Raw genomic sequence first — 26,954 nt, 5'->3', positions numbered from 1 at the left:
AACATATATTTCCTACTATACGACAAATCTAACTTTGGAATCAAAAATAACGAGTGTAAAATAGAGAGATATTTAAATTTGGTATGATAAGTTTGATTTTTGATATGGGTAGTTTAAAGGTTTATGATTGTTGTGTTAAGAATTGATAACAAAAACAATAATTTAATTATTATTAATGGGTTTTAACATCGAGTTACAGGTGCGAATTATTTATAGAGCTTTTCCCGTATAATATTTTTAACAGTACAAAGTAAGGTTTTAATCATGTTGAAAATACTAAAACTGGGGGGCTATTCATGTGAGCTTTGTTTAATATGCAAATCTGTTTTTAAAAAGCTCTCTCTTCTTATAATCCTTTTCCTTCCAAGGTATTCCTGGCTAAAAATTTAAAGTTTAACTGTTTAGTAGCTTCCATCGAGTTCGACTTAAAAAGATATCTATACAACTTTTAACCAGCATTCTCATATTTGAGAATGCTGGTTCTTTATAAAAATTAACACAGAAATTTCATTGATTTAACTATCAATACTTCTGCCTATAAAGTAGTTGATAGCGAAATCGTGAAATCAGGTACTAGATATAAAAACTAAATTTGATACTTTTGTCACCAATATTTTTATAAGTTGTTAATTGTTATTAATTTGTTAAATCAAATTGAAGGAACTCCTATGCATTTCGAAATAGTACGCCAGCCTCGTATTTTGGACGAAGTAAATGGCGAAGTTGTCGCTATAGGGCGAGATGGGGCGGTGAGAAAACTGACTCAAGGCGAAAAACTTCAGTCGAATGAGATCATGATGACTTCACGTAATGCGTCGGTGGTACTGAGCACGGATGGTGTTCCTTCAAAAGTGAGCGAAAATAGCATTTTTATTGACTTAGAAAATGAAGAAACCAAAGTCTCAAGTGTTACACCGGTTAACGGCGACATTGAGTTTAATTTAGAACAACTAAGCGGCAGTCTCGATGGCAATGATATTGCAGCAATTCAAGATGCAATTTTACAGGGTGCTGATCCGACCCAAATTTTGGAGGCAACTGCTGCTGGTGACGGAATTGCAGGCTCTGCCAACACTGGCTTTGTAACCATTGAATACAATCGCGCTGAAGCATTGCCGACTACCTTCTTTGAAACATCAAATCAGAGTCAAAAAGACGATGAGGAATTTATAGACGGGCTCAGAACATTCGTGTTTGCTTCTGGCGGTGAGAGGGTTTCAAAAGTACTCGGTGAAGGTGATCTATCAGCAGGTACGTATCCGCAAGTAAAAACGGCTACAGCAACAATTTTCGCTGGTGATCTTTCTCTTGATGCGGAGAGCTTTGTTCCTGAACCTGCTTCAATGATAAGCCTATTATCTGAATTAAATTCAAAAATTACCTCTTCAGGTGAATCAGTTACCTTCACTTACGATGAAGTGGAAAATGCCTTTATTGGTGTGAACTCGCAGGGCGAGGTTTTACGTATCGATATTGATTCAGAGCTTGTTGGTAAAGACGTCAACATAGAATTGACAACAACAGTAAGGCAACCGATTGACCACGTAACTTCTATTGGAGAAGGTCAAGTCGCAATAATTGGTGACCAAGTTTCTGTTAGCTTCAAAATAACAGGGGCAGATTCAGGTGGTAATGCTATTCAATCACCTATTGATGCACAAATTTTTATTGATGACGGTGTTAATCCAACTCCACAAGATACTTTTATCCGTGCAGTTGAATCGGATTCAAGCTTAATTCAAGGTCAACTTGTTGAAATAGGAAGTGATTATCTATTGTCAGTGACTTTTGATAATACTTCTTTGCAGCAATTCGATGGCTTGTTGAGCGATAACCAAAATACGACAGCCTCGATATCTGAAGATGGAACAACGATCACTCTAAGAGCAAATAGCACCGGAGAGACAGTATTAACCGTTAGTGTAGATACGCAAGGCCAGTATTATTACCAGCAGTATAAACCACTCGAACAGAATGGCTCAAATACGATCTCTTTATCGTTGACAACCACCATAGTGGATTATGACCAAGACAGGGTTAGTAATGTTATTAATATTGAAATTGTCGATGGTACAAATCCAATAATTACTGGTATCTCTGAGCTCACTCTTGATGAGGCAGGCCTTGTAAACGGTTCTCAACCTCATATCGATTTAGTATCTGGCTCGGGCGTCATTTCAGCATTGGCTGGTAGTGATATTATCGATCACTTTGAGTTAGAGCCGAATGAATTTAACACTGATGGGTCACTGACAGCGCACGGTCAAACAGTCCTTCTTGAACTTGTCAATAGTAATAATGGCGTTCGCGCATATGAAGGCTTTATCGAACTAAATGGAAATCGAGTTACTGTATTTGAAATCAAGTTAGATTGGCCTGCACAAGGTGATTACCACTTTACTTTATCAGAACAACTTGATCATCTTGGGTCTAATAATGCATCTTTGACAATTGAATTGCCTGTCTACGCAGTCGATGCAGGTGGCGACCGCTCTGAATTATTGGGTGGGACCGGGTCAAAAGAGGCCGGCAAGATTCTTATTGAAGTTAAAGACGATATACTATCGTTTAAAGGTGCAGAGTCTCTATCTGTTAGTGAGAGTACTCTTGCTTCAGGATCTGCGCCTAATGGTAGCTCTCTAGAGGTAACTGGTCAGTTTTCTATCGTTGAAGGTGCTGATAGAGTGGTTAACTATCGTCTAGATACCTCCACTGACCCAATAGCGAACCTAACATCAAATGGTTTAGTAATATCGCTCACTGAAACTTACGATAGTGCTATCAATAGCTATATCTATACTGGCTCTACAAATACTCAGGAAATATTTAGACTAAGCTTGCGACCTGATGGCAGTTATACTTTTGCCCTTAAGGCTCCCATTGATCATGATACTAATAGTAACAATGCCCCCATCAATTTTATAGTAGTGGCAACTGATGGTGACGGTGATACCGACCGAATCACACTCCCAATTTCTATTGGGGATGATCAACCTAAAATTGTATCTGTTGATTCCCTATCCATTCAAGAGAATGACTTGGTGGCTGGCTCGAGTCCTGACGGGACTCAGTTGACTAAAGAGGGAGATTTAACTACTAAAAGTGCTGATAATATAGTTAGTTACCGACTTGATTTGAGTACTGATCCGATCAATGGTGTGACGTCTCAAGGCAAGGCGATCATACTTTCTGAGTCTGTTGATGTTAACGGTGTGGTAACTTATACGGCATCAACTTCAGATAACGAAGTGTTTATATTGACCTTGTTCCAAGACGGTCGTTATACATTTGAGCTTAAAACTGCGATTGATCATGATGCCAACAGCGACAGTAAACAAATGGACTTTACGGTTGAAGCGACGGATATTGATGGTGACAAAGACAGAATAATTTTGCCAATAACCATTGGTGATGATAGCCCCTCTATTCTATCCATCCACTCATCCAGTACCTTTATTGTTGATGAGGAAAATACGGTGGCAGGCTCTAGCACGCCAGCAATTGCTACGGGCAGTTTTGTCACTGCTGGCGCTGATGATGTCGTTTCTTATAAATTGGTGAACTTGTCAGATACCCAAAACGCTCTAAAGTCCAATGGAGAAGTGGTAACGATATCTGAAGTCACGGGTGTGTCTGGAGCGACCACCTATCAAGGTACCGCTGGCGGTGACGTCATTTTCACGTTAGTTCTCTCCGATAATGGTGGGTACGCATATACACAATTAAAAGCCCTCGACCATGATGAAAACACAGACAGTCTCACGGTTCCATTTGATGTCGTGGCTATTGATAGAGAGAGCGACGTATCCGATCCTATTCGTTTACCAATAAAAGTTATTGATGATCAGCCAACACTTTCTGGGGTAACAGGTGAAACGACTGTTGATGAAGATGATATTGCTGTTATTGGCTCCGATCGCTCCGATGATACGAGTATTCGAGGTGACCTTAATGTTACTGAAGGCGCTGATGGCATAATAGGATATGAAATTACTAATACGGATAGTGTGCTAGACGGATTATCTGTTGGTGGTGAAAACATAGAGTGGTCGACAACCCAGACAAGCGGCACAACTTTTATTTACACAGCAGTCACTCAAAGCAGCAATGAACCTGTACTGAGGATTATTTTTGATACGTCAAACCATAGCTATCAATTTGACTTGTATAAGTCGTTTGATCATGCAGATGGCAGTGGTGAAAATAACATTCAATTAGCCCTAAAGGTTAAGGCCCTAGACTTTGATGGCGATAAATCTGACGAAGTTACTCTTCCTATTACCATTATTGATGATGTTCCGTTATTGTCAGAAAAATCGATATCGCGTGTGGAAGGGAGTGAGTTTGCAACAGTCAATATGTTCGACTCAGAAAGTGATAAGGGCGCAGACGACGCCCAAATTACATTGATAGAAGGTAGTACTGATGGCAATTCAGTCATTAAGTTTGGCGGAGTGAATGGAAGTTATGTCGATAGCGTAGATATTCAATCGGGTATTCAAACGGTTAAAGTCTATCAAGAATACGAAGCAACCAGCGGAATAACGGAGATTCGTGAGCTTGGTGAGCTCAGAGTCAATTCAAACGGCACTATCGATTTTAAAGCATTCGACAACCTAGAGCACAGTGGTGATGTGTTCAACTTTACTATTGATGTTACAGCTACCGATGGAGATAACGATAAGTCGAAGGCACAGCTTGACCTAAGTATCGTTGATAGACAGGCGTCAGCTATTGCTCTCGAGGTCAAAACCTTTGAAGATTCCGGTCGAGTTCAGTCGATTAACTATAATCCAAATAATGTTGAGTTGGCGAATGCACAGGATAACCTCAGCAGTGTTTCGGGTTTAGATGCACCATTAAAGATCTCGCTTCAAACCAATCTACACGACGCAGACAATGATGAGTCCATCGGTGGAATGACGATTAAGCCAGGGGAGCATCATGGTAGTTTTTACTACTTTGATGGCCACCACTACGTCGAAATAGCACCCAATAACACTGGCGAGATCCATATTGATGCTGCAGTGATCGATCAGTCGTCCAGCGTGAATTCTGCAGGCGACCAGATAGCAACGATTAATAATCTGTATTTTGTTCCAGATAGAAACTATTCATCAAATCAGTCTGGTATCAAAATTGATTATCAGCTTGAAATTCATAATGGTGGAGTATTTGACCATAGTTTGGATGCTAGTTTCAGAATTGAAGTGGAAAGTATTGCAGATACTGCAGTATGGGATGGTGCGAATAGCACCTACGAATACATGCTTGCAGAGGATGGTGATAGTCAAACTCTCAGACTAAATGCGGTTACACAAGATAACAGCAACCCTGAAATAATGACCTATAGACTTGAGGTGACTCAAGGGCAGGGTGAGTTCGAGTTATTGAATGCATCAGGACAAGTTATTGCCGAGGAATCGAGCGGTGTTTACTTAATTAGTTCAGACCAGATTAACAGCGTGGAGCTTAAACCGAGAGAGCACTTCTCTGGTGCAATTAAGTTTGAAACTACAGCAATTACCACTGAGACAACCAACGCTGTTTCCGGGAAGGAAACGGCAGAGAGCGACATTAAAGTATTGATCTTTAATGTAACCCCTAAAGCGGATGAAAGTAGTTTCTCTGTCAATCGTATTTCTATCTTTGAGGATAACGCCGCGAGCCAAAATACTATCGATCCAGAGATCGACCATGAGTCATTTACACTAGATAAAGTAATCACACTTAACTCGACAGATGACATCAATACAACAGGAGATACCTCTGAAGTTCTTTATGTCCGTCTTTCCAATTTTACTGACGAAAATGGTCAACCTCTTGTTGGGTTTGAAGTACGTTGGGTAAGCTCTGGGTCTCCGTTGTCACTGATTATTGATGGCAGTAATACTTATTACGAGATTGGACAATCAGACTTGGATAAAGTTGAGATCCAACCGCCGCTGCATTCCAACGATGACTTTAATTTCAAAGTAACCGGTATCGTAAAAGATACTGCAACACTCGGTGATGGCTCTCAAGTAACTGATGTGGTTGAAATGAGCGCGGGTAAGCTCGTTCATGTTTCTGTAAAAGGTGTTGCAGACATTCCTCATATCCCAGACATTGAAGATATTCCAGTGACTGGAGCTGATCTTGATACTTGGTATAACTACACAGACAAAAATGGCAATGCGGGTGCCCAAGTCGTTATCAATGAAAACTCAAGTATTGAGCTGAGTTATGCAGTACTATCGGGTGAAGAGAAAGATGGAGTGAATGATAATTCCGAGTCCATTACGGTTCTTCTCTCTGATATTCCTGAAGGGGTAAAGTTGTATGATAATAATGGTGGTGTCGTCGACTTAGTATATGTCGGGAATAACGCTAATGGCCCCATCTATCAAGCAAATATTACCCAGCAGCAATATCAGTCCGGTATTACTGTTGAGCCGCCTGAGTACTGGACACAAGACATCAATATCTCAACCAAAGCTGTTATTACCGAGAATGATGGTCATATCAGAGAGGTCGATGGCAGTATATTGATTAAAGTGGTGCCTGTTATAGATGCAGGTGGACATGACGCTCAGTACAGCAGAACTTCTTTCGGTGATGAAGATAGTTTCATTGTCGTTCCTTGGAACCTGCAAAATGAAGAGAATCCCGATAGAGTCTCAGATGCTAATGGCCGTGATTATGAGTATGTTACATCGATTACTATTTCTGGTTTCCCGGAAAATGTCGAGATTACCATTGATGGATTGTCAGTGAGTAACTATACGGGTGGTACTGCGAATTATGATCAGGTAACCAATACTTTGACGATAACTGGACTTAATGAAAGTTCTAGTCAGCCAATTATTCGCGTAAAGCCTCCAGAAGACTCAAGTCTCGATATGGATCTGCAGTCAACATTGACCATTGAAGAGTATGATGCAGATAATAATGGAGACCACGTAGACCCGAAAGAGGTGACGGGATCATTAACAGTTGTAGTAATGCCTGTCGTTGAGATTGATGGTGTTCTTCAGGTTACATCGAATAACACAGTTGTGACCACAATTGATGATGCGAACGATGATGGCCGCATTGATTTTACCATTAATGATCAAAATGGCGGTGCAAACGTTATCAATTTTAAAGCTCTTGACCCTGGTTCAGAAGAGTTGATTAAAGACGTGGTAGTGCGCTTTGTTGGTATATCAGGCGATGATTTGAATCAGCTTTTTGTCCAAGGTGCTATCAACAATGGTGATGGTTCCTGGACCATCGTTAACGAGGAAAACTTCAGTATCATCGCACCTAACGGATTGAATTATGCCGGTGGGAACAGCTTAAAAGTCGAATTTGTCGCGCAAGTATACGATAAAGGCGATGAGGGTGAAACTGGCTCGGTTAGCCAAAAATCAACAACAGTAGATTTAACATTTCCGGACAGTATATCTGGTCCAAATAGTAAAGCATCTGTCATCGAACAAATCATTTCAGCAGACGCTATCTTATTAGGTATCGAAGATAACTACCTTGATCTGAGTGATCAATTAAGCAATGTCATCAAAATAAGCAGTGACAGCAACTCAAGCACCGCCGATAATGTGGTAGATGAGTTGTCCATTGTGATCGATCCAAGCAAAATTCCGGGAGAAGTAACGGGGTTAAAAGTAATTGGTGCTCATCACGACTTTGCCAACAATCTTTATCTGTTTAAGGCAATGGTTAAACATGATGGCAGCATAGATATTCCTGATGGGCTCAAGATTGTACTTCCAGAAGATTACGCAGGGGACTTCAAATTACCCATTACTTTTGTAACGACCGATATTGAGTCAGGTGATGAGAATCGTATTGATCTAAATATTCCTATCGCTATATCACCAGTCGTAGATATTACTCCAGATACGGGTGAGCAAAGTCAACCTCTCGACGCTGACATTTTGCCTGAAGTGAACCTAACGGCAACTTCAGTCGCAAAAGTCACGGGTAATGTTTTGGATGTTAAACCACTCGAAGATAATCTTATAAAGTTAGATTTTGATATTACTCTGGCAGACACCAGTAATAGCAGTAATCAAGGTCAGGAGACAGTAACAAAACTCAAGATTACTGTATCTGATGCTAACATTGGCTATTTTGCCGATGTGAACGGAGCTCCGATTCAGCCAGATAGCAGCGTATTTATTGTCGATTCAAATGATCCTTCGGTTATTCAGGCCGCGTTAGATAGCCTATATTTTGTACCTCAAGATAATTACCCAACAGATATAAGTGGTAATTCGGTTTCTTTTACCGTAGAAGCTACTGTTGTCGATCAAACGATTTTTGATACAACAGGGACTACTCAAGTCACTAATATTGGGGCGGAACGAACTTTCACACAAAATGTAGACATAGATATCGTACCTGTTGCCGATTCAGTAAATATGCCAACGGCGACTGACAACATTATCGTTGTTGCTGATGAAGACACGGATATAGCGCTCACATTTGGTGGCTCAGGGTTGTCTATCGAATTGAATGATACCGATGGTTCAGAGCAGTTTTTGTCAGCTAAGTTAACCGGTGTGCCTGAGGACTTTACGGTAAGTAGTCAATCATCTGAATTTGTGGTTAAGAGTAGTGGTGGTGGTGAATGGGTGATCCAATTAACCGACTCAAGCATAAAAACCATTGATTTGTCGGCAATTTCTATTCGTCCAGCAGAACATTTTAGTGGCACTGCTGACATCGGGATTACAGTGTTTACTCAGGAGCAATTGCTTCAGGAACCAAAGGAACATCATGGGCAGTTTGCGTTCGAGGTGAGACCTGTCGGCGATGTTGTGGACATTGACCCTGTATATAATGCTGCTGGTGATGAAGGTGAGAACATCGATATTGTTATTGATGCAAATATTGTCGATAAAAGCGATTTGTCAGCCGGAAATATTAATCAAGACCGACCCGAAACACTGTTGATCACTGTTGAGCAAGTACCTGACGGCGCAACGATTTACTATCCTGATGGTATAACAGCCGCGACCAACCTCGGTAACGGTAAGTGGGAACAGCGTGTTGATGCTCAGGAGTTGGAAAAAATCGTATTTAACTCTGGCGATAATAATAAAGAGAATTGGAATGAGTCTAGTTTAAAGGTTACGGTTCAATCGATTGATAAAGATGCGAATGGAAATGAATACCTAGGCCCAACGACGAACCAAGTTTTTGATGTGGTAGTTGACGTCGAAGCCATCAATGATAAGCCAGATATCAATATTACTAATATCACCTCAGTGATTAGCGAGTCTGCAAATCAAACATTGTCTGGCATTGTTGTCGGTGACGTAGATGCCATTAATGATGAAGCCATGACAGTAACAGTGAGTGTCGATTTTGGCCGATTAGATGTCAATTTAATCCCTGCTCACTCGGTATCATTCATTCGTGTTTCAGAAAGCTCAATTAGTTTAACTGGTCCCATTAGCGAGCTCAACGCTTTGCTTGATTCTCCGGCTTCGGGAATGGGGATTCAAATTGATGCCAGTTATGCTCCCTCTGATAGTGTTACGCTGACCATAGCAGTAACCGATGTGGGTAATCCATCAGGTATGTTGGAGACTGAGCAGAAACTAATAAATATCACACCAGTTGCCAATTCGGTAACCTTGTCCATCGCAGCTGATAATAATGATATCAAAAACATTTATTCAAGCGTAACTGCCAGTAACAATGGTATTGCTTTGTCGGGTATTGTTGCTGCTCTTACGGATGTGCATGAAGAGCTTTCGCTTGAATTATCGGATATTCCAACTGGAGCGAGTGTTAAAACTTCATCCGGAACACTCGTTCCTGTAGGTGGAAAGCTTGTCGTTCCTGCGAGTGAGATTGATAGTATCTCTATTGTGGGAGCACAAGAGGGAGCGCATACAATCCAATTAACGGCTATCTCAATGGAGACAGATGGCTCTACAGCTGAGTCAGTTCCAATTGATATCAACTTAACAGTGACCGCCGATGGTTCAAATATCGATAACTCTTTATTAGGTCAAGATAGCCGACTATTGGGTAGTGATGAAGGAATCGAATTGTATGCGGGAGCTGGAGACGACAGAGTTGTTGGCGGCACGGGTGGAGACACTCTTGATGGTGGTTTGGGTTCAGACATGCTAACAGGCGGTGAAGGAGAGGACATCTTTATTTGGAATGAAATTGATGGTGGTGTCACTGATACTATCACTGACTTCAATGTTACCGAAGGAGATAAGATTGACCTGCGTGAAGTACTGACAGAGCTTAAACAAGAAAATGTTGATATGAATACTTTACTTGCTCAACTAGACGCCAATTTAATTGATGGCGACGATATCAAGCTTAATGTCCACCCCGATGGTAGTGCTGGGCAGACAATTTTAGTAGAGGATTTGGGGCTCCAGATTGACTTTAGCAATATGGATTCATCACAAATAATTTCAACTTTAATTGATAACAATATCATATTAAACGGTCAGTAATTTCTATTCAGCAACGTCCTCAATCCTACTTTTGTAAGGTTGAGGACGTTTTAGTACAGTTCTATTCATTTAATTAGAGGGCTTACCAGTTGTAAACCCTCCTTATCTCAATCTTAGTTACTGCAATGGTCGCCATTTGGAATTCCATTACCATAGAACTCAACTCGTATGTTCGAAATATGCTCTAAATATTGGTTATTCTCAGGCATATTTTTGTCGAAACCGTTTAATGAAATATTCCAGTTGCTAAAAGGTGTTGGTTCAAAGTATATGTGGTTAAATCGTCCCGATAATGAACCATCGGTTGTGATGGTCGTTTGGTTATTTATTGGGTCATCTAAATGGTAGTAAAATGCAAGTTGGAGTGGCTTAGAATTAAATTTATGGGTTTCGGCTCCTAACCGGTCAAGATAGTTACCAGTGCTGGTAATATTAAGATTAAACTGTTTCCCAAAAGGAAGCTCAGCGCCTTCCAAAAACACTCTGATTTTGTTTAAACGAACTCTATCGAATGCACAAAATGAGGGGGCATCGAGAGAAACAGAGAAATTGAACTGCCCTGTATTCTTGATAGCGGCTATTTGTTTTTTGTCATCAATGTTGTAGTTAGTGATCGAAAAGTCTTGTGGTGCAGGCTGGAAATGGTTTAGTGCATCGAGATACTCGGTTTCAATCGCCGCTAGATCGAATTGATAGTCTAAATAGCTTTTGTTCAAACTTGGCGAAATTTGACTTTTTGCCAGAGACCAATATTCAAAAGCAGCTAGGTAGTTTGATAGTGCAATAAACATGGGACGTTTAAAATGCTGCGATGTTCTCGCTAACTCTCGTTCAATGAGTTCGAGTCGAATGCTATCGTCCGAGGCGTTTTGAAGATGCTCCTCCAGTCTCTCTTTCTGGCTGATCGTTGTTGACCTTGTAAGCAAGAGATCGACTAATTTTGCTTGTTCCTGCACTAAGTTAAGTTGAGACGAATTAATCGCTTTACCTAATAGAACTTGTTTCTCTAGCTCAAGAAGAAAGTTACGAGCCCCGCGAATTCCTAAAGAGTCCGCGTACCTTAAATTACTCCTCACTTCTGCTAACATCATATCCCATGCTAAATTACTTTCATTAAGCGTTGGCACAGCAAAATCAAATGAGTCCATAATATTGGTTATTTTTTGGTATTTCATTGTTGACTTAACTTCTGACGTTAAGCTTGCAATTCCCGTGGCAACCTTTGTTATGTTTCCGATAACTTCTGTTACTGCTTTGAGATTCGTCACAAGGTTTTTTGCCTTGTCGAGTGCTTCTGGTGTTTTTGACAATTGTTCAGTTAGGTTATTTACTCCTGCTAAGCTTCCAGTGTAAACACCGCTTACTGCTGAACCTATGTCTGCAATAGCTTGAAATATCGCAAGCGCTGCTTCTAATTGTTGCTGCGTTTTCCACACTTCAACGCCATACAAATAATTACTGCGGGCACTAAGAACTGTGATTTCTTGGGTTTGATACTGAGATTCAACATCAGTGACACTTTTGAAAAGCTTATCAATGTTTAGTTTGGTTTGAGAGATAACGGTATCTTGTGTTTTTAATACATCGTTGATGCTAGAAATCGCCAATCTCGTTGTTTCTATCTTGTCTTGCTCTGAAGTATTTCTATCAATGATACGTTCTCTGTGCTGTTCAAATATCATCATTGTATTTAGATATATCTGGTACTTATCCCGATATAAAGAGCGGTCTAGATAAGGGACAACATTTTTTGATTTTATGCTTAGTTCAATGAATTGTCTGAATGCGAGAGTTTGAGAATATAAGTCAATAAGAATGGGATCGCTCTCAACAAGATTTCTGGTTTTGCGTAACGAGTTTTCAATCCATTTGATGAGATCAAGACTGAGGCTTTTATTGCTGTCGTAAACACTTACCGCCATATCGAATGTTCGATTTACAATATCTCTAAACTGACCATCGTCTTTCGCCAAAAACATGTCATAACTATCATCATGTACTTGTTTAAAATAATTATTACCTGACGCGATTATCGAAGTACCACTAGAGGAAGCATTATCAATGCTATCGAACTTTATTTCACCATTAGGAATAAATGAGATGACATTGAAAGGGGATTCTACGTTTGGTGAAATGATGGTTACAGAGGATGAAGTGTTACCTTGACCAATAACAAAAGTCGGACTGCCAGGGCCAATAACCCTGCGAGCAAATATTACAAGATTCTGATTTTGCATTACAAGGTTAAAGTTTTCCTTTATTTCAATGGTGTCCGCAAATACGTATATTGAAGTAGGTTGAGTTTGATATAAATTTTGTTCTTCAATCCATTGTTTCAAATCCACATAAAGATTTGATGTGGCATTTTGTAATCGGTCTGACTTCGAGTAGGGTGTTTCTATCCATGAAGGATAAGAGATATCACTGGGAAGGTTGTTTGCATCGCTCCAATTTGTTGCGAATACAAAAGGTGAGAAAACGATGCTCAGTGCAAATGTAATACTCTTTTTCATTGGAGTTTCCTTAATGTTCGATCTATTAGGATGCCTTTAATACCCTCCACCTAGATTAGGTAGAGAGTATTTATCTTAAATGACGTAGAGAGTTAATCTGCTGGTTGGATGTAAGCTTTATTAGCAAAAGTTTTTGCTTTTTGACTAATATTGTTCCAGTTTTGTTCGGCAACTGCAGTATTTGCGAGTGCACCAACAGCGCCCATCATTGCGTTAGAGGTTAAGATTTCAGTATTTGCTTCTGCTGCTTCGAGAGCGATAATCAGTGTATCGAAGTCATTATTCATTCTTTGCCAATGCAGTTTCAATTTATTTACATATGGAATTGCATTTTCAATTTTCTCAGAAATTTCAGCAATACTTCCGCTTGAACGTTGATAAGAGTTGAATATCTTTTGCGTCATTGATAGCTTAGACTCGAGCTCTTCTGCTTCTTTTTGAAGCTCATTTCTAAGTTTTCGAGCTTTTTCAGCTTTGTCTCCAAAGACTCCCATTACTGGTACAGCAGCCCATGGAAACCAAGCATAAGTAACAGCAGTAGCTGCAACCGTGACATAATGATCGTAATCGGAATTGAGTAATTTAACTCTATTGTTTAAGTCATCGATACGTTGTTGAAGCTCACTTCCGTCATCCTCCAAATAGGCGCTATGTGTTTCTTTTAGTACATCTAATTGTAACTTTTGGGCTTCCATTTTTGCTGAAAATTCAAGAAGCTCATCACTTGCGTTTTCAACTTTTATTTGGTTGTTGAGTGAAAAGTTTTTTAGTGATGTTAGATAAACAATAGAGAGTTTTCTTGCTTGTTCTACAGCTTCAATATCATCAGGGAGGGGAGAAAAAGATTTGCTGAGGATGATATTTAATTGTGCACTCAATGGGTTAAGCATGTACCTTTGTATATCGTGATAATTTGACAGAGAGAGTGCCAAATCGACAATATTCGGATACAAATCTGTTTTCCAATAGTACGCATTGGAATGAACATTTTTGTATTGATCCAATAATGCCTGAAAATCGGAAAATGGGATATCATTAGAAATTCCAAAAACAGACTTCATGCTGGTTTGAGTAATGGGTAAAGATAGTGCACCTTCGATATAGGTTTGTATTTGAAACCATTCCTGATGATTCAATAAAAACTCTTCGGTATTGAGATCTATAAAAGCACCTCCTTCCCCCATTATTGTTTCGTAACTTATTGGTTCGATATATGGTTCTGAAAAATTGGATTCAGTATGATTTTCTGACATTGATGCTTGTACAGTGGAAGCCAATATGCCCATACAAAGAGCGGATAAAAAAAATTGGTCTCTTAATATATTCCATTATTATTCCTTTAAATCTAACTCTATTACTATTACTAAATTATAAAGATTATCTGTATATTTATTCCTTAAATAGAATACCTCTCTGTAATTTCCTTAATTTCAACTTATAATATTAAATGACCAATAAAAAGAGTCATTGGTCACATAAATGTACTTTTATAGATCAACAATTGATCGATAAGGTTTTTTTTGTAGGCTGTTTTTTATTTCTAGATATTATTTTCTCGTTAAAACAAGACGTTATATTTATTCAAAAGAATAATTTTTTTGCAGTAAAAAAATGATATTTTTTAAAGTAATTATTCAAAACAAATGTTTAAAAAACCAATTAGTGATAATATTGTCAAGTTAATAAATGATATTAACCGCAAAATTAATTATAATTATTTATAGTTTTATTTTTATATTTAGTGATAAATAAAAAGTGGCGGTCTAAATTATTTTGACATCATGCGCTGCTAATTGCTCTTTAAGTGGTCATTGTGAGAACACTGGTTTACATATACCCAAGTGATTTCAAAATGCAGGGTCCAGAGCGATGCGACAGTATTCAGTAAAAGGAAAATACAAATGAGGAGTTTTGGAATTACGGCAAGTTTAGATTGAATTAAGGAGCTCTTAGGCAGAGCAGGGACTCAAAGTGCTTGTTCTTTCCTGACGTCGGAGTGGCATAAGATCGATGGTCTGCTTCACTTTCTTCCAATCTGTTTTCTTGCCCCAACGCATTTTCACATCACCATCTTTACCGATTAGCAGGGTGGTATGTGAGCCTTGTTTGACCTCAAAGATTGTGAATAAGCTTTTTGTATCAAAATACTCTTCAACCCAACTTGGAGTAGTGAAACCATCTTCAGTAATAACTAAAGTAATTAAATCTCTATCGTCTAGCTCACATTGATTTATAAGTGTTTCAAGTAAAAATTGTTCAACATGCTTATCGTAACTGGGTGCGAAGTAAATAACACTTCGATGAGACCAAAAACCATGATGAGATGGGTATGACCAGATGGGGGTAGATAATGCCATCGTGAGGAGTACAAGCAACATACATCGCATAAACAAACCATCAAAATTACTCAACATGCTCTTAACTACGAATTATTTGTGCTCACAGCTCAAACTCAGAAAAAGAGCAATTTTATAAAATAAGCATAGTTTATTTATTGATGACTGACCGTGTAACTGAGCGACTTCGAGATGTGAGGCTAAATGAAGCACTATATACCCAAGTGATTTCGACATTTAGGATTCAGAGCGACGCCACAGTGCTGAGTTTAAGGCAAATAACGTAGCGTAATCGTGGGCTCTCAACAAGTTATTTGACTATAAAATAGACGCTGTGGTGTGTCACAAAGAGGTGGGTATAGGTCGTTACCGAAGTTTAATTTCGATGGCTAGGTTAAACATTGTTGCCTGTAAAACAAGCGGTTTTTGCTTAACCTAGCATCTAGAGGTTAAATGGGTCAGTATATTATGCCTTGGTAATAGCGGCTTTCATGTTTTTAACGCTATGTATAATCATATAAACACAAGTTGTTAGCAGTGTGATGAACAAATATTGCATAACTCCCTCGGAACCATGGTTAAACTGCTCAGCCATTATTGGACCCATAACAGAGCCCAAACTGTAGCTTATCAGCATAACTTGGGTTGCAGAGACAATATATTCTTTATCTAGGCCTTTACAACCCAGGTTGATAGCTACAGGGTATAGAGCAAAGGTTGATACTCCGAGCAAAAACAGTGCACAAGCTAAGGCTCCAGTTGTGCCAATTAAAGTCGCTATAGCAATTGCTGTTACGCCGAGAAGTGCAAATAGAGCCATCAAAAGAGTATGGCTAAGAGTCTTTGACATCCATGGCAATATAGGCTGAATGCTCATTCCACCTAGGATAACCGCTGCCATTAGGCCGCTGATATCGGTATTTGAAATTCCTAAAGATTGTAATTCCAGTGGCATTAATCCATATATTGTACTCATGGTCAAACCAGATACCATACAGCCTATAATTGCAGAATGGTTGAGCCTTTTTAATTGAGTAAATGTTATCGAATAAGAATCTTCACTTGCTGGTTGGTCACTCTGTCCAAAGATTAGAATTAAGATCGACCCAATAAGCAGGGAAACAATAGCAATAAAAGGAACATGTCCAGAAACACCAATCAAACCGATACCAGATTGTCCTAACGCACTACCACCATATAGAGAGGCCATATAAAGACTGAGTCTTTTTGCTCTGGCATGTTCAGCACCGTGTATTAGCCATGATTCAACGGTAACAAATATACCTGCAACAGAGATACCAGCAATAAAACGGCTGGTCAGCCATATAAAGCTGTCTGTGTATAATGAAATACTGAGAGTTGTGAGGGCAAATGTTGAAAGACACAACAAAAAGACTCGTTTGTGTCCGAATCGTTTGATTACAGGTTCAACACCGAGTGCACCCAAAAGCAAACCAGCGTAAAATATACTCGCTAGCATACTTGCCAAACTCTCATCCATGCCCTTTAGGGGGAGCATTAAAGGAATTAGGCTCATTAAATATCCTGACGCTATGGCATACAGTGCCAGAGAGATAACAGGTACTGAAACGCGTGCGTTTGAATGTGGAAAGGTTGAATTTTCCAATTTCATGCCCTCAAATCATGAGTTGTTATGTTTCCAAGTATTTTTGAAGTTACTTAGGTATAGGAGATAATTTTGCGCAACTATCTGATTAAATGGCATTGAGGTAAAGCGAAAGCTTTTGATCTTGACGACAAAAATAATTTATCGTCATCAAGAGCAAATAAAATTATGTTTTTGGCTGTGATTAAAGCTTAAAATTCGTTTTAAAATAACTAATTTAATTACCCAGTTATTTTTGTAAGTCATTGGCTAAATGATGTTTTTGTTAAATTTCTATTCATGGTGTCAATCATTTTTCCATCTTTGACCACCATAATGGTTGGCAGGCTTCTTATTTGGTATTTTGTGGCTAAGTTTTGCTGAAGATCAGCATCGACTTTTACAAATCGTGCAGATTTTGACCTTTAGGCTACAACGTCGGAGAACACAGGCACAAACCCAACGCAAGCATTCTGTGGATTTCAATTTATTGTCAAAATGAGATTAATATATTGTTTATTATTGAATTTAGTCTTTTTGTAAGGTTTGATAATTATATTCTCAAGAGCTAACGAATTTCAGTGGCATTGGAATTCTTAATGATAAAGTTAAGTTTCAAGAGCATCTAGACAACCTTATTGGTTTTATATATGCAGAGCAATAAGGCACGAAGCTTGCGACTATAAGAACATTTTCCAAGTCGATATTTAGTTGGCGTGTAAATTATATTTCTGCGCTACTTCAGCGACAGTTTTATCACCTTTAGCGGCAGCAAGTGCCACCTTAGCTTTAAACTTAGGAGAGTGGTTTCTACGTTTTCTAATCATAATCTGTCCCTGTCATTCGGTGTAATATCGAAACAGATTAATAACTTAAAGCCATGTCCGAAAATCAGGGGTCACTCTGGTAATGGCGCGTTAGCCTTTAATGTGATGAGAAAAATAGCGTTAAATCTGATTAAGCAAGATGAAAGCAAATCTGAAATTATGGCACGCAAAAAGAAAATGGTGGGGCTGGATGATGAATGCCGTTCAACTCTGTTGGAGCCTGGGATTAAAATGCGCTAGCCGTAGTCCATACCATTGGTTACGATTGATTTGTTATTATATAAAATTAAAATCATGTGATAATTATCAATTAATTACGTGAATTATGTTGTCTTTTAAAATCTTGTTGTTACATTAGTTTCATATGCTTTGGTAATTTAAAAACTGATATATGAAAGGTTCGATTTGTGTACGAAAATAGAGGCTAACTGGGAGTGTAGTTCAGTCTATATTTAGTCGGTATCGAGAGGGAACTAGTGCACATTATAGACTGGAAATTTAGTATAAGCACATTCTAGCCGTATGGATTCACTATTATGATTTTCAAAAAAATTGATGATGTTCTTCATGACGACGTATTCTTAGAAATTAATGGGCTAATTGATGATCTAGATGTAATTATTAAATTAGAATGCTTTAACCTAGGACATTCAATTAAGCTAAAGACTGCGAAAGCATTGATTGATGCTGCTGAAGTCGATGGAATAGATGCTTCTAAAAATAGAATAATTGAATCTAGTTCAGGTAACTTAGGAGTTGCTCTAAGCGCGATCTGTGCTTCTAGAAACTATGATTTCACATGTGTTGTAGATAAAAACACATTGAAAAGCAATATAAAGCAAATGGAAGCTTATGGCGCTAAAGTAATTGTTATAGACAAGCCAGATAACCGAGATGGTTATTTAGGTAGTCGTATAAGATATATTAAAGAGCAGCTATCATATGACAAAGACTTAATATGGCTAAACCAATATAGAAATCCTGCAAATATAGAAGCCCACTCAAGTAAGACAGCTCAAAAAATTATCAACGAGTTTCCAAATTTAGATTATCTGTTTGTAGGAGCAGGTACTACAGGGACACTAATGGGATGTGTAGATGCATTCAAGAACCAATTACCCAAAACGAAGATTATTGCGGTTGACTCCATAGGATCTGTGACATTTGGTGCGCCCAGAAGTAAGCGTCATATACCGGGATTAGGTGCTAGCGTAATGCCTTTCTTTTTCGATGACGAGTATCTTACGGATAAAATACAAGTGAGTGAGATAGAAACGATAAAAATGTGTAGGGAAATAGCGTCCAAATACGGTTATTTACCAGGAGGATCGACAGGCACTGTAGTTGCGGCTATTAAAAAATATGCATCGAAAATACCCAAAGGAAGCAGTGTTGTTGCGATAAGTCCAGATTCCGGTGAAAGGTATGTGAGCACAATATACTGCGATGAATGGGTGCATAAAAATTATTCTAATTGTGAGGTTTAAGTTAAATGAGCGGAATAAAGTGGATAGCTAAATGGAAAATATTAAATCAACTTACAACGTGCTTCTGCACTGATGTTACTTAATGATTACGAGACGGGCTATTCAATTGCATATCTAGAAGGTTCGTAGATAAATGCTAATCGTACAGCTGCTTCAGAAGTACTAGAAGAACAATATTCCAAAAAGTTGAATATATCTGAGCTTGTATAGTTTTCAGTGTCACACTTATTTAACGAGTAAGAACGTTTTGGCTTACTAAAAATCTGCATTATTAAATCATAGTTTATAGAATTTAAAGGACTTAAAATGTCTAAACGTGAAACAAATAACACATTAGTTCAACTTTTTGAAGTGCAGGCTACACTGACTCCAGATAATACTGCACTTATATATAATGATAAGAGGTTATCTTACTCAGAGTTAAACAAACTTAGTGATAATATTGCTGACCATATTCTTAAGGTTAAGAGTCGTAATTCGGGAGGATTTATTGGGGTGATGTTGGAAAAGTCTCCCCATATGATAGCCTCATTAATAGGTATAATGAAAGCTAACTATGCCTATGTGCCTATAGATCCGTGCTATCCAAGTTCAAGAGTTAAGCATATCATTAGTGATGCTGAACTAGATTTGGTGTTAACAACTGAAGACTTGATGAAAACTAGCTCTTTAAATAGTGACATAGCTTGTTTAGTGGAAGATGTTGACTTTAATTATAAAAAAGTTCAACTACCAACTGTTAAATCATCTGATCTGTCATACATGATTTATACATCTGGTACAACAGGGCACCCTAAGGGGGTGATGGTTGAACACAGAAATATTGTTAATACACTAAAATGGCGTAAGGAATATTATAATCTTAGCGAAATTGACACACATTTACAGTTTGCTTCATATGCTTTTGATACATCGTTAGAAGATATATTTTCCTCACTAATTTCTGGAGGTAAACTAGTACTTCAAAATTCGTCTGAGCAATTTTCCAAACAGTCTATACTCAATTTGATTTCGAAATACAGTATTACTCATGTTTTATTTACTCCAAGTTACTATCAGATACTACTCGGAAATTTAGCTAGCAGTTTCGATTCAGTAAGGTCGGTTACTTTAGCAGGTGAGCCGTTAACACTAGACTTAGTGAAATCACATTTCGAATTGACGAACAACTGCGAACTATATAATGAATATGGCCCAACTGAAGGTGCTGTGTGTTCGAGTGTGAAAAAGTGCTCACTTGAAAGTAATGAAGTTAGTATAGGAGACGCGATATCGAATGTAGAAATAATATTATTAAATGATGAACTAAAGCCAGTTGAAGGTGATGATATTGGCGAAATATGCATCTCGGGTGCTGGTCTCGCACGTGGTTATTGGAGGAATAAGTCTTTAACAGAAGAAAAGTTCATAACGATAGATACAGAAAAAAGCTTGAGAATATACAGGACGGGCGATTATGGAAAAAGGAGTGGTGATCGAGATTTAATATTCTTAGGGAGAAGAGACGATCAAATAAAGATTAATGGAATAAGAGTAGAGCTAGAAGAAATAAAAAAAACAATAACGGCTGTGTCTTTAGTAAAGAGAGCGGAAGTTATCATCCAGAAAGAAAGCAAACAGATACTAGCTTTTTTAATAACCGAGAAAGAATTTATCTTGTCTGAGTTCAACGACAAGTTGAAAGAAATCCTCCCTAAACACTTGCAACCATCCCTAACATTTGTAGTTGACTCAATACCTTTAACTGTAAATGGCAAAGTTGATAAGGATAAACTTTTACTCATATCTAAAAATTCAGAAGATACGTTCGAAGAGAGAGATAAAAAGCAGGAAATACAACCCGATGTCGTTAGTTGGTTATGTCAACGATTTGACGATATTCTGGAAAGAAAAGATGTTGGTATAAATGATAATTTCTTTTCACTAGGTGGCAATTCACTTAAAGCCATACAAATGTGTTTTGAAATCTCCTCTAAATACGACTTTCAGATAGATTACAACGAAATCTATAGAGCTTCTACACCTCAAGAGCTAGCTAAATATATCGGCAACGAGTTGTCATGTATAGAGACCATTGATAAGAATATGTCGGATATGGAAAGTTGGCTCTGTCAACAATTTGAGAAGATACTGGGAAGGACAAATGTTGATCGAGAAGATAATTTCTTTGCATTAGGCGGAAGTTCACTCAAAGCTATAGAACTGTGCTTTAAAATTTCATCTAAATATAATTTTGAGATTGATTTAAATGATATCTATCAAGTGCCAACGCCTAAAGGACTGGCAAGTTATATACTTCCAGATTCATTGGATATAGGAAAAGATGATAAAGAAGAGACAGAACAAGGATTCCCTTTATCCTATAATCAAAAACAAATTTGGATCAGTCACCAATTGGCACCTATGCAGGATATTTATCATTGCCCAATTGAACTAAATATTTCTGGTCAAATCAATAAGGAAATTCTACAAAGAGCATTTTTAAAACTTATAGAAAGGCATGATATATTAAGGGTCTCATTTGTTGAAATAGATGGGGAACCAAGACAGATAATAAAAGAAGATTTGGAATTTAATATTGACTTTCAATCTAATACTAAATTTTATGGGCTTAACGTTACGAATAGTGTTGATAAAAGCGAAGTAAATAATGGTTTCTTTGACCTATCAAAACCTCCTTTAATACGAGCTTCATTAATTGAAGAAGGTAAGAAAAGTTACTTATTAAAACTTGTACTACATCATATTATTTTTGATGGGTTCTCTATAGGTAACCTAATAAATGAACTATTTATCATATATAGCTCTTTATCCACTCAGAAATCTTGTGATTTAGCCGAGTTAAGTTTACAGTACCCAGAATACTCAAAACGTTTAATAGAACAAGAAAGCTCTAAAAGCTTTATAGAGAGTGAAAAATTCTGGAAAGAGAAGCTTTCTAACGAAAGTCACAAGCTAGAACTACCTTATCTTAAATCACCGGATAAAACTGAAACAGAGCTATACTCATCTCATTATAATTATCATTTATCGGTCCAGCTAACAAATACACTACGGGAGCAGGCTAGAGTTCAAGAGACAAGTGTTTATACACTTTTAGTTGGATTTTTAAATATATTACTTCATAGGTACACGGGACAGAATGATATTGTCTTGGCTACCGTTGCTCATGGCCGATCTCGACATGATCTAAAAGACCTAATAGGTCCCTTTTCAAACACAGTTTTGCTGAGTACAAAGGTTAACCATGAGCAAAAAATATCTGATGTAATTGAAAGCACAAAGTCAGAAATATATGATAGCTTTAAAAATCAACGCTATCCATATTATTACTTGCAAAAAAATATTGCCAAGTCTTCAGATACATTATTTAATGTTTTAGTTGAGTATCAAGATTTTGATTACCAAATTAAGATTGGTTCTGGTGAAAGTGAGATAGATATAAGTTATATTAATCATGTACCCACCAACAGGAACTCTTTGGTAGATTTAAATATCATATTCTTTGAGCGAAATGGGCAGTTGAACATCCAAATTAAGTATTGTTCAAGTAAGTTTGAGAACTTTCAAATTGAAAACTTATGTGGGCACTTTGAAAATATTGTTAAAGTGGCTATGTCTGATTTAGATAAAACAATATGCTCATTCCCAATTATATTGGAAAAAGAACTTGAAATAATAGATAAGTACAATGACACAGCAGTTGGATTGACAAATCATAGTAATTTTATTGACTGCTTTATAGAAACATCAAAAAAATACCCCAATGAAATCGCTGTTGAGGACGAGAACGATTCAATTACATATCTTGAATTAGAAGAGAAAAGTAATCAGTTCGCACAGTTTTTACTGTCTTTATCGATAAATCATCAGTCGGTCATTAGTGTTATATTGGAACGTTCCGTTAATTGGGCTGTGAGCATCCTAGGGATATGGAAAGCGGGAATGATATACCTGCCATTAGATCCAAGCTTGCCTCAAGATCGAATGGCAACGATGATAAAAAAGTCCCAATCAGTGCTTGTTATAAGCGAACTAACTCATGAACCACTGTCAGAACAAATAATTGCGCGAGCTAAATGTATCAAGCATACCCTATACATTGATGAAACCGATGCTGAGAAAGGTCCCGGTCGATATTGTTCAAGCGATATTGATAATCAACCGAAGTTACTGAAAGAACATCATAGTTTTGACGAGGATGTTGCTTTCATTTGTTTTACTTCCGGTTCTACAGGGCAGCCTAAAGGAGCAATGATTGAACACTTGGGCATGCTAAATCATATGGTCGCCAAAGTAGTGGACCTCGGGATGACTTCTGAAGAAGTTATAGTTCAAGACGCTTCTCAAAGCTTTGATATATCGATATGGCAACTGTTTACGGCACATATAGTAGGTGGGAAAAGCAGTATCTTTAGTAAAGGTACAATGTTAGACCTCCCAAAACTGATTGAACGTTTAAATGAAAGAGAAGTGAGCATTTTGGAAATGTCGCCTTCATTCCTGACTATCTTTCTCGATTATTTAGACACATTAAACTCAAGATGTCACTTACCGCTAAGATATCTGGCTATGGGGGGAGAGACATTACAACCTAATGCCGTCGCCAGATGGTTAGAATACTTCCCTACGATTACTATGCTAAACGCATATGGTGCAACGGAAGCGTCCGATGGTTTTACACACTATTTTATTACATCTCCAGTGTCGGAGTTGACAACGCCAATTGGTAATCCAATACAAAACTTCAAGATGTACATAACAGACGCAAACATGAACCTTTGCCCTATCGGGATAAAAGGTGAAATTTGTGCGGCTGGAATAGGGGTTGGGCGTGGTTATATCTATGACCTTGAGAAGACTAGTGCCGCTTTCATAGATAATCCGTTTGTAGATGGTCAAGAACGACTCTATAGAACTGGTGATTTAGGAAGGTACAATCCGAAAGGATATTTTGACTTCTTCGGAAGAAAAGATAACCAAATTAAAATTCGAGGGCATAGGATTGAGTTGGGAGAGATAGAAAGCCAGCTATGTAGCCTAGAACAAATAAATCATAGTGTTGTTATTGCAACCGAGAAGAAATCTGGTGAATTAACCTTATGCGCATATGTATGCTCAGTAGACAACAAAAAGTTGGATATTAGCAGTGTAGAAATTAATCTTGCTCAGAAACTACCCGAAGCTATGATTCCGGAATATATAATTCAAATAGAAGAAATCCCACTAAATGAGAACGACAAAGTAGATAAAAAACGCCTTCCGAAGCCTGAAGATAAGAGCGCTGTAACTGAGTATCATGCACCCAGGGCCGAGTCGGATATTAGGCTTAAAGAAATATGGAGTAGTTTACTAAATAATAGTGAAATTAGTATAAAGGACGATTTCTTTCGCATTGGTGGACATTCTTTGACTGCGGTAATGTTGATTTCGAGAGTTCGTAAGGAGTTATCGATAGAAATTACTTTAGCAGAACTTTTTAAATATAGAACTATAGAATCTCTATCTAATTATATAAAAGACAAATCTAAATCAAATTTAGAGCCTATAAGAAATATTCCACATGAAAGCTATTACCCGTGCACTCCACTTCAGTTGGGTATTTGGGCTGCGAGCGAAATTAATAAAAACGCGTATGCCTATAATGTGCCAATGGTCTTTAAGTTAGAAGGTAAAATAGATGAAAAAGCAGTAAGTCTAGCTTATTTTACTGTAATTGAACGACATGAAAGTTTACGAACACAGTTTATCAATACAAAGGAAGGTTTGAAGCAGTCAGTATTGGATCCAGATAGTTTGCCACTAGTTAACAGCTTTAGGTCATACGATTCTATCGGGCAAAGTGACGACATGGAATTACTTAACAAAGTAATAGAAAGTGAATCTAAGTACTGCTTTGACTTAGGAAGTGATTCGCTATCTAGGTTGAGTTATATAAGATGTGATAATTCTATATCTTACCTAGTATTTAATTTTCACCATATAATCTTTGACGGTTGGTCATCTGACATATTCATCAATGAGTTTTATTCAGCTTACAAAGATAACTTAATGGGCAGAATCTCTAGCCTTTCCCCTCTTGATATTCAACATAAGGATTTTTCTATCTGGTACAACGAGGCCGTCGAGAGTAACAAAATGCTCAATAGTAAGAAATATTGGGCCTCACAATTTTATAATGGACCGTCTCCTAAGCCTACACTACCTTACGATTACAGTAATAGTGTCCATACTGGTGAAGGAGGAGATAGGTTAAACATAAGATTTGAAAAGGAAGCATCAAGAAAATTTTTATCTTTGATAAAGGATCACAACACGACTGCATATGTTGGTGTGCTTAGCCTAATCTACAGCCTATATTACTATTATGGAGGAGTAACCGATATTACTATCGGTAGTTCCTATGCACTTAGAGACCATCCTCAGTTAGAAGGTCAAATTGGAAACTTTGTAAATAGCTTGCCATTGCGTCTAATAAAGTTCTCACCAGAGAGTAACTTCTGTGAAATCATAGAGCAAGTTAATGAGCTTGTAATGGAGGCTCTAGAACACAAAGCTTATCCATTCGTTGAGATCTTAGGGGTTATTCCAAAATCTTATAGCGAAAATCTATATAATACGTACGTTGATTTTAATACGGATTCTACAGCTACATTTGAAGATGTTCAGCTACTTAAAGACGATCTTGTTTCTTTGAGCTCAGTCGCGACGAAATATTTTAGTAGTAAGTATGAGTTATCTTTTGACTTTGCAGCAGATAGCGAGGGGCTAACTTGTTCAATTGAATTCGATCGTACGAAATTCAGCAAACTTACTATAGAGACGATGCAGGCCCGTTTACAGAAACTTATCGATATTATTGTAACAAAGCCTAGCGTTTTACTCCGTGATATTGATTTGTCGCTTGTAGAAATTGAAGTGGACAATATGTCTAATCTAGTGGAACTTTTCTAAAATTTAGGCTGTATAATGAAAAATATAATTGAAAAAAACAACAATGAGTATTGGATAAGAAAATTTAGGGAGCTTAATCTTGCAAAAGATGTAGGTTTATTTTTGTCAGAGTATGTTGATAGGGAAGAACCACGTTTAAAGTCAGAATATTCTATAGAGCTAGAACCAGCGCTAAGCGAAAGAGTCCGAGAGTTATGTAACAACTCACCTTTACTTGTTTTCGGATTTTTTCTTACAACACTAGAGGCTTTATTATCACGTTATAAAAAGAATCTTGTGGTATTCTCACCAGCCTTTAGTAAGGTAAATGAATTTAAATCCTTAAGTGAAGTCTACTTTAACAATGATATTGATTGTAAGATGAGCTTCAAACAGGCATTTGTGGAATGCAAGTCTGAGATTATAGAGTCTTTAAGTCATTGCGAAGGGAATATTGATGTATTAAAAAGCGTAAGTGGGCAGCTACACGTAGAAAGTAAATCAAAGTTTTTAATCACATATGACTCATGCCATAAAGAAGAAATATCAAATCTTGCTTGTAGTGCACACCTACATGTTTATAATTCAAATGGTAGATTCAGCTTAAACTTCTCCTCTTACGAAAATTCACATACCAAACTGAATGAGCTATTCATAAATAACTTTGTATGTCTGCTAACTAACATTGTTGGAAATTTATACGAACCTTTAGAGTCGCTAAACTTTTTAAGTGAAGCGGAACTCAATTTGCAGGAAGAGTTTAATAATAATGCTATAGAC

The 26,954-nt window shown here is 37.7% G+C and carries 8 protein-coding genes and 3 pseudogenes; 5 read left to right on the top strand and 6 right to left on the bottom strand.

Features of this window, described 5'->3' with window-relative positions:
* Window positions 1-668 precede the first annotated feature (668 nt).
* Complete coding sequence (locus tag RH40_RS14190) at window positions 669-10,472, top strand: retention module-containing protein (protein WP_009602278.1); 9,804 nt, start codon at window positions 669-671, stop codon at window positions 10,470-10,472.
* Between the two features lie 113 nt (window positions 10,473-10,585).
* Here the strand turns inward: RH40_RS14190 and RH40_RS14185 are convergent, their stop codons facing one another.
* From RH40_RS14185 to RH40_RS20540, 6 genes and pseudogenes are all read right to left on the bottom strand, one after another.
* Window positions 10,586-12,985 (bottom strand): hypothetical protein, encoded by a 2,400-nt coding sequence (locus RH40_RS14185; protein WP_009602277.1) that lies wholly within the window; start codon window positions 12,983-12,985, stop codon window positions 10,586-10,588.
* Between the two features lie 92 nt (window positions 12,986-13,077).
* Window positions 13,078-14,238 carry an alpha-xenorhabdolysin family binary toxin subunit A gene (locus RH40_RS14180; protein WP_241209899.1) on the bottom strand — a complete coding sequence of 387 codons (1,161 nt, stop codon included), beginning with the start codon at window positions 14,236-14,238 and terminating at the stop codon, window positions 13,078-13,080.
* A 696-nt stretch (window positions 14,239-14,934) separates the two neighbouring features.
* Window positions 14,935-15,399: a DUF4174 domain-containing protein gene (locus tag RH40_RS14175; RefSeq protein WP_009602275.1), complete on the bottom strand. Its 465-nt coding sequence runs from the start codon at window positions 15,397-15,399 to the stop codon at window positions 14,935-14,937.
* Between the two features lie 388 nt (window positions 15,400-15,787).
* On the bottom strand, window positions 15,788-16,948 hold the full coding sequence (locus RH40_RS14170) for an MFS transporter (RefSeq protein ID WP_039954768.1): 1,161 nt from the start codon (window positions 16,946-16,948) through the stop codon (window positions 15,788-15,790).
* Window positions 16,949-17,190: 242 nt separating this feature from the next.
* Window positions 17,191-17,331: pseudogene (locus tag RH40_RS21110) on the bottom strand (thioredoxin domain-containing protein); the annotation flags it as partial.
* A gap of 306 nt (window positions 17,332-17,637) precedes the next feature.
* Window positions 17,638-17,754, bottom strand: a pseudogene (locus RH40_RS20540) (IS3-like element ISVpa4 family transposase); the annotation flags it as partial.
* A 78-nt stretch (window positions 17,755-17,832) separates the two neighbouring features.
* Here RH40_RS20540 and RH40_RS21105 point away from each other — a divergent pair.
* The 4 genes and pseudogenes from RH40_RS21105 to RH40_RS14145 all read left to right on the top strand — a co-directional run.
* Window positions 17,833-17,994: pseudogene (locus tag RH40_RS21105) on the top strand (ISAs1 family transposase); the annotation flags it as partial.
* Window positions 17,995-18,290: 296 nt separating this feature from the next.
* Window positions 18,291-19,241, top strand: coding sequence for a 2,3-diaminopropionate biosynthesis protein SbnA (sbnA, locus tag RH40_RS14155; RefSeq protein WP_009602272.1), 951 nt, complete (start codon window positions 18,291-18,293; stop codon window positions 19,239-19,241).
* A gap of 306 nt (window positions 19,242-19,547) precedes the next feature.
* Window positions 19,548-26,195, top strand: coding sequence for a non-ribosomal peptide synthetase (locus RH40_RS14150; RefSeq protein ID WP_009602271.1), 6,648 nt, complete (start codon window positions 19,548-19,550; stop codon window positions 26,193-26,195).
* A gap of 15 nt (window positions 26,196-26,210) precedes the next feature.
* Window positions 26,211-26,954 (top strand): hypothetical protein (locus RH40_RS14145; protein WP_009602270.1); only part of this gene is annotated, 744 nt, incomplete at its 3' end.

It is taken from the genome of Vibrio caribbeanicus ATCC BAA-2122 (genome assembly GCF_000165125.1).
Classification (GTDB): domain Bacteria; phylum Pseudomonadota; class Gammaproteobacteria; order Enterobacterales; family Vibrionaceae; genus Vibrio; species Vibrio caribbeanicus.
This window is presented reverse-complemented; position numbering and strand designations above follow the sequence as displayed.